Raw genomic sequence first — 15724 nt, 5'->3', positions numbered from 1 at the left:
CCTCACCCCATACTGCATCTTCATTATTTCCGTTATAAATTATACCCGTATCATCAGGTCATCATATCAGATTATTAAAACATAAAGGAGTTTACCCACAATGAGATATCAAGGACTTTTGCAAACGTACAGAGAGCACCTTCCGGTTAATGAAAATACACCACTGCTTACGCTTCAGGAAGGGAATACACCGTTGATTTATGCAGAGAATCTGTCTGAGGAGCTCGGCTTAAAAGTATACTTCAAGTATGAAGGTTTGAATCCTACAGGATCTTTCAAAGACCGCGGTATGGTTATGGCGGTTGCCAAAGCGATGGAAGAGGGCAGCCGTACGATCATGTGTGCATCTACAGGTAACACATCAGCAGCTGCAGCAGCCTACGCCGCACGTGGTGGCCTCAATTGTATCGTGCTGATCCCTAATAATAACATTGCACTGGGTAAACTGGCCCAAGCCATGATTTATGGAGCCAAAGTGATTGCGATTAATGGTAACTTTGACCGTGCACTGGAGATTGTGCGTGAGATCACAGCCAAACATCCGATCACGCTTGTAAACTCTGTGAATCCGTTCCGGATCGAAGGACAGAAGACAGCAGCGTTTGAAGTGGTTGAACAACTGGGCGAAGCGCCTGACGTTCTGGCTATTCCAGTTGGTAATGCGGGGAATATCTCGGCCTATTGGAAAGGCTTCAAAGAATACAAAGAGGCTGGTAAATCCAACACGCTGCCACGCATGGTTGGTTTCGAAGCCGAAGGTGCGATGGCGATTGTCAAAGGTGAACCGATTCTTGAGCCTGAAACAGTAGCCACAGCGATTCGAATCGGTAATCCGGCGAGCTGGAAAACGGCTGTAGCTGCAGCTGAGGAATCTGGTGGACAGATTAACTATGTAACGGATGAACAGATCCTGACAGCGTATCGTACGCTTGCATCTCGGGAAGGGATTTTTGCTGAACCTGCTTCTGCGGCTTCCCTTGCTGGTGTATACAAACTGAAGAGCGAAGGGTACTTTAAAGGCGGAGAGACTGTAGTTTGCGTACTGACAGGTAATGGCCTGAAAGATCCGAATATTGCGATCAAAACAGTAGCGACTGAGCCGCTTGTTGTTGAAGATACGGAAGAAGCAGTAATGGCGGCCATTGCACAATTGGAGCAGCAATCTGTATGAGTTTGCGTGAAAAGGTAACTGTAAAAATACCTGCAAGCACAGCCAATCTCGGTCCGGGCTTTGATACTCTGGGCATGGCATTGTCTCTGTATGCCTGGTTGGAGATGAAACCTGCCGAGCAGACCACATTTCATCTTTACGGCGATCATTTGACAGGCCTGCCTACGGATAAATCGAATTTGATTTACGAAGTCGCACAGATGGTATTCGATGAAGCTGGGGTGTCTGTACCTGAATTGGAGATTTCCATGTATTCCAATATTCCACTTACGCGTGGACTCGGCAGTAGTGCATCAGCCATCGTTGGTGCACTGGCGGCAGCGAATGCATTAATTGGTACTCCTTTATCGGATGCGAAACTTCTGGATATAGCCACCTCCCTCGAGAAGCATCCTGATAATGTGGGTGCATCACTCTATGGGGGTATTATTACGGCTGCATGGGATGGTGTGCGGGTAGATCATATTCGTATTGAGCCACACCAGGATTTGCAGGCTTTGGTTGTTGTACCTGAATTCCAACTGTCTACTTCAAAAGCAAGGAATGTGATTCCAGAGCAATTTGGCATGTCTGATGTGGTGCATAACATTAGCAGATCCTCGCTGCTCGTTGCCGCTTTGGCGAGTGGGCGACTGGATATGATTCAGAAGGCGATGTCAGATCGAATTCACCAACCGTACCGGGCATCATTGGTGCCAGGCATGGCTGAGATATTGGAACATGCTGTCGATCATGGAGCGTTGGGAGCTGCCCTGAGCGGAGCGGGACCGACCGTATTAACCTTGGTGGATCGTCATGACACCCGCAAAGCGGAAGTGGAACAATATTTGCTGAACACCATGGAGCGGGAGGGCATATCTGCTTCTGCACTGTGGCTCGATCCGGATTTGGACGGTGTAACCGTGCTGCCTGATCAAGACGAACGTCCTTTTTTGGACAGAATCAAAGGGGAAGTTAATGCATGAAAAGAATTGCAGTATTACCTGAAGGCTCAGTTTCCCATGAGGCGATTGATTTCCTTTTTAACAGTGAACCGTTAGATTTGCTTCACTCCAAGCTGATTTCAGATGTTTTTCGAGCAACAGATAGTGGAAAAACACAATACAGTGTCATTCCGATGGAAAATACAATTGAAGGTTCCGTTAGCCTTCACATGGACTGGCTTGTGAATGAAGTGGATATTCCAATGCAAGCAGAGTGGATATACCCGTCCATCCAGAATGTCATTGGACATGGGGTTGAATTCAGGACGGAGAGCGGCGAGTATGATTTTAGTAAAATTACCAAGATCATGTCTCATCCTGTGGCTATTCCGCAGTGTCAGAACTTTATTCGGCTGCATTCGCCTGATGCGGATCTTGAAGGTGTGAACAGTACAGCCGAAGCTGTAGAGATTGTGAAGAAAAATCCGGGTAAGGGCTGGGTAGCCATCGGTACCAAGCTTGCTGCTCAGAAGCATGGTCTGGACATTATGGCTGAACGAGTTACAGATCATGACAATAACTATACCCGTTTTGTGCTTATCGGCCATGAACCTGTGGTTATTCCTCGTGAACCGGATCATGTGAAAACCAGCTTGCTCGTGACATTGCCAGAAGATGCACCGGGAGCGTTGCATCAGGTATTGTCGGCATTTGCCTGGCGGAAGCTGAATCTGACCCGTCTTGAATCTCGTCCAACTAAGAAACGATTGGGCAGCTATTATTTCTACATTGATGTTGTGGAAACGGTCGATTCGGTATTGCTCACTGCAGCCATGGCTGAGATAGAGGCGTTGAATTGTCAGGTGCGTGTTCTTGGTAGCTATCCTTGTTATACATATCCTTCGAGGTAATCGACCTGTATGATGGTTGGAATGTTAGAAGGTTGTCATAATTCTGGATAGAATGAACAAGTAAGAGCTTTTCATTTGGTGTACAATGGACGAGTTATAACGTTCGGAGTTAGGGAAATGGATATTTTATGGAGGTGCAGTCATCGGTGGCAGAGCAGTGGATCTATTTGGATGGTCAGTATGTGACCAAAGAGAACGCAACCGTTTCGGTATATGATCATGGATTTTTGTACGGAGACGGGATTTTCGAAGGTATTCGGATCTATAACGGAAATATTTTCAGATGTAAGGCTCACTTGGATCGTTTGTATGATTCGGCAAAATCCATCAGTTTGAACATCCCGCTGTCCATGGATGAGATGTTGGAAGTGATGGCTGAAACGGTGCGCCGCAATGATATGCGTAATGGGTATATTCGTCTTATCGTATCACGTGGCCCTGGTAATCTTGGTTTGGACCCGCTTCGTTGCCCTAAGGCATCCGTAATCATCATCGTGGAGCAATTGGCGATTTATCCGGAGGAAGCGTATCTGACTGGATTAAAAGCAGTGTCCGTTTCCCAACGTCGGAACATCCCGGACGCTTTGAATCCGAAAATTAAATCATTGAACTATCTGAATAACATCCTGGTTAAAATCCAGTCTAACTATTCAGGTGCTGGAGAAGCGATTATGTTGAATTCCCAAGGTTACGTTACCGAGGGTTCAAGTGATAACATCTTCATCATCAAAAATGGTGTAGTATACACGCCGCCTTGTTATCTCGGTGCTCTTGAAGGGATTACACGTCAAGCCATTATCGATCTATGTGGAGAACTGGAGCTTGAATTAAAAGAAGTGCCATTCACCCTGCATGATGTGTATATCGCAGACGAAGTCTTTTTCACCGGGACAGCTGCAGAAGTTATCGCTGCATGTGAAGTGGATGGAAGAACAATTGGTACGGGTGTCGCAGGTCCTGTAACGCTGAGACTGCTGGAAGCATTCCGTCAGATTGTTGACAAAGATGGTTATAAAGTGTGGGAATCTTAAGTAAGAATTGTATAGCATAGGGAACAGGAATCCTCCTTGTCCGATAAAATTCAGCATACCTGGTGTATGGGAATTTTTAACGACAGGAGGATTTTTTTTGTTTAGTTGATGTCATTAGCCCGGTTTCTGCATAGGATGTAGTAACGGTATGGGCGAATGTACTGCCCAAGTATGACGTCTAGGAGGTTAGTTCCCTGTGAAAATACACATGGTGAAAAAAGGCGACACATTATATCTGCTGTCCCAAAAATACAATGTTGCGCTGGACAAATTGATCGCGGCTAATCCGCAAATCACAAATCCCGACAAGCTGGGTATTGGCATGAAAGTCAAAATCCCTGCAGAGCCAGTAACACCGAAGCCGGAGGGTATGCTCCACAGTCACAAGGTTCAGCAAGGAGATTCGTTATGGAAGTTGGCACAAGCCTGGGGAGTTCCTTTAAAAGATATGATCAATGCCAATCCACAGTTGAAAAATCCGAATGCTCTTCTGGTGGGGGAAACGGTCTACATTCCCTCGATGCATGCACAAGGAAACACGATGTCTAACTCGGGTGCCAGCAACATTGCTGCAAATGAAAAATTGTCGCCTGAAGGTAAGGAATACACGGGAGTCAAAGAACCGGAACAACCTGCTCCAGTTGCACCAACTCCTCCTGCTCCGGTATCAGAGGTTCCAGTCCCAGTACCTGCTCCACCACCAGCTAATCCAGAAAAACCGAATGTGAAGCCTGAACTGGAGGTGCTGCCGCAGTTGCCAGAACTTCCTGAAGTGAAACCCGAAAAGGAAATGCCGAAAAAAGAAGAGGTTAAACCCGAAGTTCAAGTTAAACCTGTAGCGGAATCCAAGAAATACACAATGCCTAATCTTTCGCCTGAAATTATGCCTTTGCCTGTAATGCCTAATACCGAGCCTCCAACTGAGGTTGCACCAGCAACGAAAAAGCCCTGTGGTTGTGGTAACAAGTTGCATCATGCGCCAGCGGAGCATCCTTATGTTCAAATTCCGGTTCCTGCACAAGAGGTGTATGGTATTCAGCAAGATATGTACACGGCAGAAGTGAGTAACAATGCGCCGTTTCCAGGGATTTCGGAAGTTAGCCCTTACAGTGGCAGTGAAATGACTAACAGCCCGTGGACGGGTGCGGAGCAGAGCTATAACCACAATAACGTTATGCCAAATCTGTCTCCAGAAATGCAAAACAACTCATTTCCGATTGCACCAGCTGGCGAAGTGAATAGTCCATTTCCAACGTATGCAGCACCTAGTCATATGAATCATCAGCCACCATTCATATCTCCATACTCTATGCTTCCGTATCCTCCATGCGGATGTGGATCACATACACATGTCCCTCAGTATACTTATCCTTCTTATGGTTACCAGGAACCGGCTTGGAACATGAACATGTACGGTCCTTCGTATGGTATGCCACCTGAAATGTCTACATCAACGATGCCAAACCAGCCTATTGAGTATGCATATCAGAATCCGTATCCTACACAGAACATGGTTCCGTCGTCCCCGCTTGGAGCATTTGGCGAAATGTATCCTCCTCAAGGGCAAGGCAGTGGTGGCAAAAAGGGAGGGCGTGAAGACGCTAACTTAAGTCAGGTAAGCATTGAAGAGGTTGGATCAGATTCGGAGGCGAAGTCCAAGCAAACCGGAAATAAGCCAGCAGCCGCAAAACGCAGAACGAGCAAGGCTCCTCTGAAGAACAAATCCAAAGTATCCGTGTCAGGAAAAACATCCAGAGAGGGTGTAGCTACTTCCAACCAACGGAAATCAAATAAAAAGCGTCGTAATCCATGGATACAAAACTAACCAGAGGACTGCGATCGATAGAGAAGTAAGTTACCTATAATATTAGCGGGAAGTTAACTCTGTAATAGGGAGCTGGCTTCCCGCTAACTCTGAATGAACAATGAATTGCATATAAAGGAAATATAATTTTTCAGGAATAATGGGAGCATTTTGTAGAGAAATATTGAAACCCCTTTCATATATGTGCTAAAATATTTGTTGTACCCTATGAGCGTACCGCGATAATAGGACAAGTTAGGGAACCGATATGATCGCTTTAGCTAATGCAAAACTAGTAAAGAAAAGAAATGAAAAAAACTGTTGCATTAGATTCAGCCGTATGATATATTATTTAAGTCGCCGCTGAAACACACGGCTGACACGGGAAACACAATAAATGAAGAAACAAGTTTGATCTTTGAAAACTGAACAACGAGTGAGTAAACATTCTGCTTGCAGAATGAACGCGAAAGTTGAAACAAGCCTTGGCTTGGATCGACTGGAGCACAAATGAGATGTTTAATCTCGTCAGATTCAAAATGAGCTTATCGCTCTTTTCAATACTTTATTGGAGAGTTTGATCCTGGCTCAGGACGAACGCTGGCGGCATGCCTAATACATGCAAGTCGAGCGGAGTTGATAAGAAGCTTGCTTCTTTGATGCTTAGCGGCGGACGGGTGAGTAACACGTAGGCAACCTGCCCTCAAGTTTGGGACAACTACCGGAAACGGTAGCTAATACCGAATAGTTGTTTTCTTCGCCTGAAGGAAACTGGAAAGACGGAGCAATCTGTCACTTGGGGATGGGCCTGCGGCGCATTAGCTAGTTGGTGGGGTAACGGCTCACCAAGGCGACGATGCGTAGCCGACCTGAGAGGGTGATCGGCCACACTGGGACTGAGACACGGCCCAGACTCCTACGGGAGGCAGCAGTAGGGAATCTTCCGCAATGGGCGAAAGCCTGACGGAGCAATGCCGCGTGAGTGATGAAGGTTTTCGGATCGTAAAGCTCTGTTGCCAGGGAAGAACGCTTGGGAGAGTAACTGCTCTCAAGGTGACGGTACCTGAGAAGAAAGCCCCGGCTAACTACGTGCCAGCAGCCGCGGTAATACGTAGGGGGCAAGCGTTGTCCGGAATTATTGGGCGTAAAGCGCGCGCAGGCGGTCATTTAAGTCTGGTGTTTAATCCCGGGGCTCAACCCCGGATCGCACTGGAAACTGGGTGACTTGAGTGCAGAAGAGGAGAGTGGAATTCCACGTGTAGCGGTGAAATGCGTAGATATGTGGAGGAACACCAGTGGCGAAGGCGACTCTCTGGGCTGTAACTGACGCTGAGGCGCGAAAGCGTGGGGAGCAAACAGGATTAGATACCCTGGTAGTCCACGCCGTAAACGATGAGTGCTAGGTGTTAGGGGTTTCGATACCCTTGGTGCCGAAGTTAACACATTAAGCACTCCGCCTGGGGAGTACGGTCGCAAGACTGAAACTCAAAGGAATTGACGGGGACCCGCACAAGCAGTGGAGTATGTGGTTTAATTCGAAGCAACGCGAAGAACCTTACCAGGTCTTGACATCCCTCTGACCGGTACAGAGATGTACCTTTCCTTCGGGACAGAGGAGACAGGTGGTGCATGGTTGTCGTCAGCTCGTGTCGTGAGATGTTGGGTTAAGTCCCGCAACGAGCGCAACCCTTGATCTTAGTTGCCAGCACTTCGGGTGGGCACTCTAAGGTGACTGCCGGTGACAAACCGGAGGAAGGTGGGGATGACGTCAAATCATCATGCCCCTTATGACCTGGGCTACACACGTACTACAATGGCCGGTACAACGGGCTGTGAAGCCGCGAGGTGGAACGAATCCTAAAAAGCCGGTCTCAGTTCGGATTGCAGGCTGCAACTCGCCTGCATGAAGTCGGAATTGCTAGTAATCGCGGATCAGCATGCCGCGGTGAATACGTTCCCGGGTCTTGTACACACCGCCCGTCACACCACGAGAGTTTATAACACCCGAAGTCGGTGGGGTAACCGCAAGGAGCCAGCCGCCGAAGGTGGGATAGATGATTGGGGTGAAGTCGTAACAAGGTAGCCGTATCGGAAGGTGCGGCTGGATCACCTCCTTTCTATGGAGAATCGTTTCCCGAGTGGAAACATTCAAATATAAAATCTAGCCAGGTCGGCTAGTTACTCACTCGTTGCTCAGTTTTGAGAGCTCAAACTCTCAAACAGCTTGCTTTTGCATGGAGCTTGTTCTTTGAAAACTAGATATCGAAACGAAAGTAAATGCGAATTAGAACATTCCTTTTTAGCTGAACTTGTGTATAACAAGTTTCAATAAAAACGGTAGATTGCTGGAGCGAGTGATCGAAATGGAGCGACTTTTGGATTTGCGCAAGCAAACCAAGCGGAGCGACAGCTCGAACACGAGCGCAATGGTTAAGCTACTAAGAGCACACGGAGGATGCCTAGGCGCTAGGAGCCGATGAAGGACGTGGCGAACAACGAAACTGCCTCGGGGAGCTGTAAGCAAGCTTTGATCCGGGGGTGTCCGAATGGGGAAACCCAGCTGGGGTAATTTCCAGTTACTCATAACTGAATACATAGGTTATGTAGAGGCATACCAGGGGAACTGAAACATCTAAGTACCCTGAGGAAGAGAAAACAATAGTGATTCCGTCAGTAGCGGCGAGCGAACGCGGAGAAGCCCAAACCAGAGAGCTTGCTCTTTGGGGTTGTGGGACGTCTCACATGGAGTTACAAAGGAACCGGTTAAGCGAAGAGGTCTGGAAAGGCCCGCCAAAGAAGGTAAAAGCCCTGTAATTGAAAGTCTGTTCCCTCCGAGACGGATCCCGAGTAGTGCGGGGCACGTGAAACCCCGTATGAATCCGGCAGGACCATCTGCCAAGGCTAAATACTTCCTAGCGACCGATAGTGAAGCAGTACCGTGAGGGAAAGGTGAAAAGCACCCCGGAAGGGGAGTGAAATAGAACCTGAAACCGTGTGCTTACAAAAAGTCAGAGCCCGTTTTAGGGGTGATGGCGTGCCTTTTGTAGAATGAACCGGCGAGTTACGTTCCCGTGCAAGGTTAAGGTGAAGAGCCGGAGCCGCAGCGAAAGCGAGTCTGAATAGGGCGAATTAGTACGTGGACGTAGACCCGAAACCGGGTGATCTACCCCTGTCCAGGGTGAAGGTGCGGTAACACGCACTGGAGGCCCGAACCCACGCACGTTGAAAAGTGCGGGGATGAGGTGGGGGTAGCGGAGAAATTCCAATCGAACTCGGAGATAGCTGGTTCTCCCCGAAATAGCTTTAGGGCTAGCCTCGGAAAACAGAGTCGTGGAGGTAGAGCACTGATTGGGTGCGGGGCCCGCAAGGGTTACCAAGCTCAGTCAAACTCCGAATGCCATAGACTTACTTCCGGGAGTCAGACAGTGAGTGCTAAGATCCATTGTCAAAAGGGAAACAGCCCAGACCATCAGCTAAGGTCCCCAAGTGTGTGTTAAGTGGGAAAGGATGTGGAGTTGCACAGACAACCAGGATGTTGGCTTAGAAGCAGCCACCATTGAAAGAGTGCGTAATAGCTCACTGGTCGAGTGACTCTGCGCCGAAAATGTAACGGGGCTAAACACACCACCGAAGCTATGGCTTGATGCTTTGCATCAGGGGTAGGGGAGCGTTGTATAAGGGTTGAAGGTGTACCGTAAGGAGCGCTGGACATTATACAAGTGAGAATGCCGGTATGAGTAACGAAAAGATCAGTGAGAATCTGATCCGCCGAAAGCCTAAGGGTTCCTGAGGAAGGCTCGTCCGCTCAGGGTAAGTCGGGACCTAAGGCGAGGCCGAAAGGCGTAGTCGAAGGACAACAGGTCGAAATTCCTGTACCACCGTAAGCCGTTATGAGCAATGGGGGGACGCAGTAGGGTAGTGACGCGGACTGATGGATGTCCGTCTAAGCAGTGAGGCTGATGTGTAGGCAAATCCGCACATCATAAGGCTGAGCTGTGATGGGGAGCGAAAATTGTAGTAGCGAAGGTCATGATCTCACACTGCCAAGAAAAGCCTCTAGCCAGGTGAAGGTGCCCGTACCGCAAACCGACACAGGTAGGCGAGAAGAGTATTCTAAGGCGCGCGGAAGAACTCTCGTTAAGGAACTCGGCAAAATGACCCCGTAACTTCGGGAGAAGGGGTGCCCCGGTAGTGTGAATAGCACGAGGGGGCCGCAGTGAAAAGGCCCAAGCGACTGTTTAGCAAAAACACAGGTCTGTGCGAAGCCGTAAGGCGAAGTATACGGGCTGACGCCTGCCCGGTGCTGGAAGGTTAAGGGGAGTGGTTAGGAGCAATCCGAAGCTGTGAACCGAAGCCCCAGTAAACGGCGGCCGTAACTATAACGGTCCTAAGGTAGCGAAATTCCTTGTCAGGTAAATTCTGACCCGCACGAATGGCGTAACGACTTGGGCGCTGTCTCAACGAGAGATCCGGTGAAATTTTAATACCTGTGAAGATGCAGGTTACCCGCGACAAGACGGAAAGACCCCATGGAGCTTTACTGCAGCTTGATATTGAATTTGGGTACGATCTGTACAGGATAGGTGGGAGCCTTTGAAGCGTGAGCGCCAGCTTGCGTGGAGGCAACGTTGGGATACCACCCTGATCGTATCTAGGTTCTAACCTGGTACCGTAATCCGGTGCGGGGACAGTGTCAGGTGGGCAGTTTGACTGGGGCGGTCGCCTCCTAAAGAGTAACGGAGGCGCCCAAAGGTTCCCTCAGAATGGTTGGAAATCATTCGAAGAGTGCAAAGGCATAAGGGAGCTTGACTGCGAGACCTACAAGTCGAGCAGGGACGAAAGTCGGGCTTAGTGATCCGGTGGTACCGCATGGAAGGGCCATCGCTCAACGGATAAAAGCTACCCTGGGGATAACAGGCTTATCTCCCCCAAGAGTCCACATCGACGGGGAGGTTTGGCACCTCGATGTCGGCTCATCGCATCCTGGGGCTGAAGTAGGTCCCAAGGGTTGGGCTGTTCGCCCATTAAAGCGGTACGCGAGCTGGGTTCAGAACGTCGTGAGACAGTTCGGTCCCTATCTGTCGTGGGCGTAGGAAATTTGAGAGGAGCTGTCCTTAGTACGAGAGGACCGGGATGGACGTACCGCTGGTGTACCAGTTGTTCCGCCAGGAGCACCGCTGGGTAGCTATGTACGGACGGGATAAACGCTGAAAGCATCTAAGCGTGAAGCCCCCCTCAAGATGAGATTTCCCAGTATGTAAGACCCCTTGAAGACGACGAGGTAGATAGGCTGGGGGTGGAAGTGCAGCAATGCATGGAGCTGACCAGTACTAATCGGTCGAGGGCTTATCCAATAGCAAGTTGTAATTCGCACACTTTCGTTTCGAATCTAGTTTTCAGAGAACGATCTCTGAAATGTAAGCTATGCGTTTGGTGGCGATGGCGGAGGGGTTCCACACGTACCCATCCCGAACACGACCGTTAAGCCCTCTAGCGCCGATGGTACTTGGACCGCAGGGTCCTGGGAGAGTAGGACGCCGCCAAGCGAACTCTTTCATCATACATAGAAAACAAGCTCTGCATGTGGACATTGTACGATGGATTGCATTTGCCCTGCAAATGCATATTATTCCCTGATAGCTCAGTTGGTAGAGCACTCGACTGTTAATCGAGTTGTCACAGGTTCGAGCCCTGTTCGGGGAGCCATTAAGGCCCGTTGGTCAAGGGGTTAAGACACCTCCCTTTCACGGAGGTAACAGGGGTTCGAATCCCCTACGGGTCATATTATGGAGGCTTAGCTCAGCTGGGAGAGCATCTGCCTTACAAGCAGAGGGTCGGGGGTTCGATCCCCTCAGCCTCCACCATAAGATTTTTAATAACGACGCGGGGTGGAGCAGCCCGGTAGCTCGTCGGGCTCATAACCCGAAGGCCGCAGGTTCAAATCCTGCCCCCGCAATTAGACTTTCCCAATGGAAAGTGATCTGGAACCGTGGTGTAGTTGGCCTAACATGCCTGCCTGTCACGCAGGAGATCGCGGGTTCGAATCCCGTCGGTTCCGCCATTTTATATCTATCAATACCGTATGCGGAAGTGGCTCAGCGGTAGAGCATCGCCTTGCCAAGGCGAGGGTCGCGGGTTCGATTCCCGTCTTCCGCTCCAATATTTGCGCCCTTAGCTCAGCTGGATAGAGCGTTTGACTACGAATCAAAAGGCCGGGAGTTCGAATCTCTCAGGGCGCGCCATTATAACTTCATAATTTGCCGGCGTGGCGGAATGGCAGACGCGCTCGACTCAAAATCGAGTGGGAAACCGTGGAGGTTCGAGTCCTCTCGCCGGTATATATAACGGGATGTAGCTCAGCTTGGTAGAGCACCTGGTTTGGGACCAGGGGGTCGCATGTTCAAATCGTGTCATCCCGATCTCGAAAAAGTACTATCTAACTTATAGATAGTACTTTTTTTGTGTTTATCTTTATTACGTTGCGATATTAAAGGGATTACGATTACGATGTGTGCTTAACATAACTTTCAATATGCCATCAGCTATTGGCCCATGGTCCCTTGCTTCATGAATATATGGGTTACTCTTCAGACGACAAGTCTTGCATAAAGCCTCGTTCTTTAGGTCACAATAGGTTTAAAAAGTGATAGAAGGGGTTCATGTGAACACGTTTAACTTCAGGAAACAATTCAAGAGACGCTGGCGACGGTGGAAACGAACAGTATGGATGACGGTTGCTTTGCTTGCAGTTACGATATTGGCTTACAGCGGATTGTCTATCTCATCGGCGATTGAACGTTTGCTGACCACTAATTTTAGTGAGGCAACTAGTGTGATGGGACCTGTTACGCCGGAGACCAGATCTGATCAGGACATTCAGGCGTTAGTAGAGCAACTTGATACTGATCCGGATCATTTAACGAGTGTGGTTTTGGAAACACAGTACATTTGCGGAGTGGAGACAGAACAGTTGGGCAAGATGGCTAGACCACAGTTGAAGATGCTGCTGGTTCAACATCCGGAATGGGATGCTACCGTTGGAACATCAGATGAGTTGCATTTGAAGCAACGTGTAGATGACCTTTCACCGCTTTGCAAACAGCAGGCGTATATTAGCATAGATGCTGTGGGGAACCTTAATTTGTATGAGGGTAAGCCTGCAGAAGAGAAGGTTATTCGTACGTTTTTTCAATTGGATGTGGGGACGTTGGAGAGTTCTTTGCCTGAAGGGGTGCTGGAGCAATTGCAGCAGGGTATCCGGATTCAGGACAAGGATGAGTATGATAGCGTAATCTCAACGTTTAGTGACTATGCGGTGGATGAAGATCATCATTTAATCCGCAATGGCGGGTAATCTTTTGTGCTAACTTACAACGTTAAGATACTGAAGTAATAATTAGATGGTTGGAGACCAGTGGCATTGGTGTTTCGCGAAACTAAGTGATAGAAATCCAATATACGTGGAATGTGGTGATGGACATCGAAGAGATGTCCTTTTTGTCGTTTGTGCCGAAATACATGAAAATACGAATAAACATGAAAAAAACCACGAATAAAGACGAGTAATGGGTTAGACAAAGTTTTTCCTGCCGCAGGGTCTATCTTTTGTTATAATGAAATGAACGATACATATGTTCGCTTTTGTGAGGGAGAGATGGTTTTGCGTTTTTTGGGAATTGACCCGGGGATTGCGATTGTTGGTTTTGGTTTTGTTGATAAAATCGGCAGTAAAGTGGTACCCGTACAATATGGATGTATTCAGACGGAAGCTCATACCCCTGAAGAGGAACGGTTGCTTCATGTATATGAAGGTATGGTGCAATTAATTGATAAGTACAAACCGGACGCAGTAGCGCTGGAGAAACTTTTTTTCAATCGGAACGTTACAACAGCGATGTCTGTCAGTCAGGCTAGGGGCGTCATGGTACTTGCTGCTGCACAGAAGGGTTTGCCTATTGCAGAGTATACACCAATGCAGATCAAGCAGGCTGTTGTTGGGTACGGTAAGGCTGAGAAGAAGCAGGTGCAGGAGATGGTCAAAATGTTCTTGCGCCTTCAAGTCATTCCTAAACCGGATGACGTAGCGGATGCGTTGGCTGTAGCCGTGTGCCACGCGCACTCTTATACATTAAATTCCAAGTTGAATGAGGTATTGCGAAAATGATTGATTTTCTAAGAGGACAGTTCATTCATGTAGAGAATGATTATATTGTGTTGGACGTTCATGGTGTGGGGTATCGCGTATTTTGTCCGAATCCATTTGCGTTCGCTAAGCAAGAAGGCGAAATTACCGTGTACACTCACCATCATGTGCGTGAGGATGCGATGCTGCTGTTTGGATTTGTGACACGGGATGAACAGCGTTTGTTCCGCAAACTGATTGAAGTATCCGGTATTGGTCCCAAAGTGGCGCTGGGCATACTCGCTGGAGGTACACCAGAACATGTGGTTACAGCGATTTACCAAGAGAATTTAACGTTCTTGACCAAATTGCCAGGCATCGGCAAGAAGACTGCACAACGCATGATTCTGGATCTCAAGGATAAGCTGGATAGTTTTGGCGCGGCAGCGTATGCAACAGGTTTGTTCGCTCCTCCATTGGAAGAATCGGGAAGTGGTTCAGCCTGGGATGAGGCACGTGAAGGTCTCAAAGCACTTGGGTATACTGACAGTGAACTTGATAAAGTATGGCTCAAATTGAAAAAGGATGTTACTACAGCGGATTCCGTTGATGTGTTGATGAAAAAAGCGCTGCAAATGCTGTTTACGGGATAATACAAATTGCATATTATAATATAGCTGTAGCCTGCAAAAAAAGGTAGGGATGAACATGGATGATCGGATTATTTCCGCGAACCTGATGATGGAGGACCAAAATGTTGAGTTGAGTCTTCGTCCCCGGTATTTGAATGAATATATCGGACAGAATCAGGTGAAGGAAAATTTAAAGATATATATTGAAGCTGCCAAATTTCGTAATGAGGCATTGGATCACGTTTTGTTATATGGACCACCTGGACTGGGTAAGACAACACTTGCCAATATTATTGCCAATGAATTGGGCGTTAATTTACGAACTACGTCAGGCCCGGCCATTGAACGCCCGGGTGATCTTGCAGCATTGTTAACCAATCTGCAGGAAGGCGATGTGCTGTTTATTGATGAGATTCATCGTTTGCATCGTACGGTTGAAGAAGTCATGTACCCCGCCATGGAAGATTCGGCATTGGATATAATGATTGGTAAAGGTCCAAGTGCTCGGTCCGTTCGGCTGGATCTGCCGCCATTCACTCTGATTGGGGCTACAACACGTGCTGGCTTGCTGTCTGCGCCACTTCGAGATCGGTTTGGTGTTATCAGCCGCTTGGAATTCTATACGGTTGATGAGCTGGCTTATATCGTCTCGCGCTCTACCGAGATTTTGGGTGTGGAGATTGTGGGAGATGCTGCGCAAGAGATTGCATTGCGCTCACGTGGAACACCGAGGATTGCCAACCGTTTGCTTAAACGAGTACGTGACTTTGCACAGGTGCGTGGTGATGGGATTATAACGCAGACACTGGCGGAAGAAGCATTGCAACGACTTCAGATTGATCCGCGTGGCCTGGATGAGATTGATCATAAGATGCTCAAATCGATGATCAACAGCTTCCGGGGAGGTCCCGTAGGGTTGGATACCATTGCGGCTACGATTGGTGAAGAAAGTCAGACGATTGAGGATGTTTATGAACCGTATCTGCTTCAGATTGGCATGATTCAGCGTACACCAAGGGGGAGGATCGTAACAGATCTTGCCTATCACCATTTAGGTCTGCCTGTTCCACCAAGAGACGGGAAATAATCGAACCTTGTGAAAGTTCACGATTTGAACATTTACCAATTGA

At 48.3% G+C, this 15724-nt stretch carries 9 protein-coding genes, 9 tRNA genes and 3 rRNA genes; all 21 read left to right on the top strand.

Annotation, left to right across the window (positions count from 1 at the left end):
* Nucleotides 1-100: 100 nt before the first annotated feature.
* The 21 genes from thrC (at nucleotide 101) to ruvB (ending at nucleotide 15681) form a co-directional block, all read left to right on the top strand.
* Nucleotides 101-1171: a threonine synthase gene (gene thrC / locus MKZ12_RS23395; protein WP_339237058.1), complete on the top strand. Its 1071-nt coding sequence runs from the start codon at nucleotides 101-103 to the stop codon at nucleotides 1169-1171.
* Nucleotides 1168-2136, top strand: a complete 969-nt coding sequence (gene thrB, locus MKZ12_RS23390; RefSeq protein ID WP_339257021.1) for a homoserine kinase — start codon at nucleotides 1168-1170, stop codon at nucleotides 2134-2136. The genes thrC and thrB overlap by 4 nt, the downstream gene beginning before the upstream one ends.
* Nucleotides 2133-3005 (top strand): prephenate dehydratase, encoded by an 873-nt coding sequence (pheA, locus tag MKZ12_RS23385; RefSeq protein WP_339237055.1) that lies wholly within the window; start codon nucleotides 2133-2135, stop codon nucleotides 3003-3005. Before thrB ends, pheA begins: the two co-directional genes overlap by 4 nt.
* Before the next feature lie 146 nt (nucleotides 3006-3151).
* On the top strand, nucleotides 3152-4036 hold the full coding sequence (gene ilvE, locus MKZ12_RS23380) for a branched-chain-amino-acid transaminase (protein ID WP_339237053.1): 885 nt from the start codon (nucleotides 3152-3154) through the stop codon (nucleotides 4034-4036).
* Between the two features lie 196 nt (nucleotides 4037-4232).
* A complete protein-coding gene (locus MKZ12_RS23375; protein ID WP_339257019.1) occupies nucleotides 4233-5861 on the top strand; it encodes a LysM domain-containing protein in 1629 nt (542 codons plus the stop codon).
* A 544-nt stretch (nucleotides 5862-6405) separates the two neighbouring features.
* Nucleotides 6406-7957, top strand: a 16S ribosomal RNA gene (locus tag MKZ12_RS23370).
* A gap of 311 nt (nucleotides 7958-8268) precedes the next feature.
* Nucleotides 8269-11194, top strand: a 23S ribosomal RNA gene (locus tag MKZ12_RS23365).
* 75 nt (nucleotides 11195-11269) lie between these two features.
* Nucleotides 11270-11386, top strand: a 5S ribosomal RNA gene (rrf, locus tag MKZ12_RS23360).
* The 16S, 23S and 5S rRNA genes sit together here with 9 tRNA genes alongside, the layout of an rRNA operon.
* Nucleotides 11387-11470: 84 nt before the next feature.
* Nucleotides 11471-11546 (top strand) — tRNA-Asn (locus MKZ12_RS23355).
* A 4-nt stretch (nucleotides 11547-11550) separates the two neighbouring features.
* Nucleotides 11551-11622, top strand: a tRNA-Glu gene (locus MKZ12_RS23350).
* Nucleotides 11623-11628: 6 nt separating this feature from the next.
* Nucleotides 11629-11704: transfer RNA gene (locus tag MKZ12_RS23345), tRNA-Val, on the top strand.
* An 18-nt stretch (nucleotides 11705-11722) separates the two neighbouring features.
* Nucleotides 11723-11796, top strand: a tRNA-Met gene (locus MKZ12_RS23340).
* 27 nt (nucleotides 11797-11823) lie between these two features.
* A tRNA-Asp gene (locus MKZ12_RS23335) sits at nucleotides 11824-11901 on the top strand.
* Nucleotides 11902-11924: 23 nt separating this feature from the next.
* A tRNA-Gly gene (locus MKZ12_RS23330) sits at nucleotides 11925-11999 on the top strand.
* 6 nt (nucleotides 12000-12005) lie between these two features.
* Nucleotides 12006-12082, top strand: a tRNA-Arg gene (locus tag MKZ12_RS23325).
* Nucleotides 12083-12099: 17 nt separating this feature from the next.
* Nucleotides 12100-12178, top strand: a tRNA-Leu gene (locus MKZ12_RS23320).
* Nucleotides 12179-12185: 7 nt separating this feature from the next.
* Nucleotides 12186-12259 (top strand) — tRNA-Pro (locus tag MKZ12_RS23315).
* 242 nt (nucleotides 12260-12501) lie between these two features.
* Nucleotides 12502-13194, top strand: a complete 693-nt coding sequence (locus MKZ12_RS23310; RefSeq protein ID WP_339257017.1) for a BofC C-terminal domain-containing protein — start codon at nucleotides 12502-12504, stop codon at nucleotides 13192-13194.
* Between the two features lie 306 nt (nucleotides 13195-13500).
* Nucleotides 13501-14004 (top strand): crossover junction endodeoxyribonuclease RuvC, encoded by a 504-nt coding sequence (ruvC, locus tag MKZ12_RS23305; protein WP_076252971.1) that lies wholly within the window; start codon nucleotides 13501-13503, stop codon nucleotides 14002-14004.
* Nucleotides 14001-14615, top strand: a complete 615-nt coding sequence (gene ruvA, locus MKZ12_RS23300; RefSeq protein ID WP_339257015.1) for a Holliday junction branch migration protein RuvA — start codon at nucleotides 14001-14003, stop codon at nucleotides 14613-14615. The genes ruvC and ruvA overlap by 4 nt, the downstream gene beginning before the upstream one ends.
* Before the next feature lie 55 nt (nucleotides 14616-14670).
* On the top strand, nucleotides 14671-15681 hold the full coding sequence (gene ruvB / locus MKZ12_RS23295) for a Holliday junction branch migration DNA helicase RuvB (protein ID WP_091020485.1): 1011 nt from the start codon (nucleotides 14671-14673) through the stop codon (nucleotides 15679-15681).
* The last annotated feature ends 43 nt before the right edge of the window (nucleotides 15682-15724 follow it).

The sequence above is a fragment of the Paenibacillus sp. FSL R5-0713 genome (genome assembly GCF_037973325.1).
Lineage (GTDB): Bacteria > Bacillota > Bacilli > Paenibacillales > Paenibacillaceae > Paenibacillus.
The sequence above is the reverse complement of the archived record's forward strand: the minus strand, read 5'-3'. Positions and strand labels throughout refer to the sequence as shown.

Coding starts and splice junctions, on each gene's coding strand:
- thrC (WP_339237058.1), top strand. CDS start 101: ATGAGATATCAAGGACTTTTGCAAACGTACAGAGAGCACCTTCCGGTT.
- thrB (WP_339257021.1), top strand. CDS start 1,168: ATGAGTTTGCGTGAAAAGGTAACTGTAAAAATACCTGCAAGCACAGCC.
- pheA (WP_339237055.1), top strand. CDS start 2,133: ATGAAAAGAATTGCAGTATTACCTGAAGGCTCAGTTTCCCATGAGGCG.
- ruvA (WP_339257015.1), top strand. CDS start 14,001: ATGATTGATTTTCTAAGAGGACAGTTCATTCATGTAGAGAATGATTAT.
- ruvB (WP_091020485.1), top strand. CDS start 14,671: ATGGATGATCGGATTATTTCCGCGAACCTGATGATGGAGGACCAAAAT.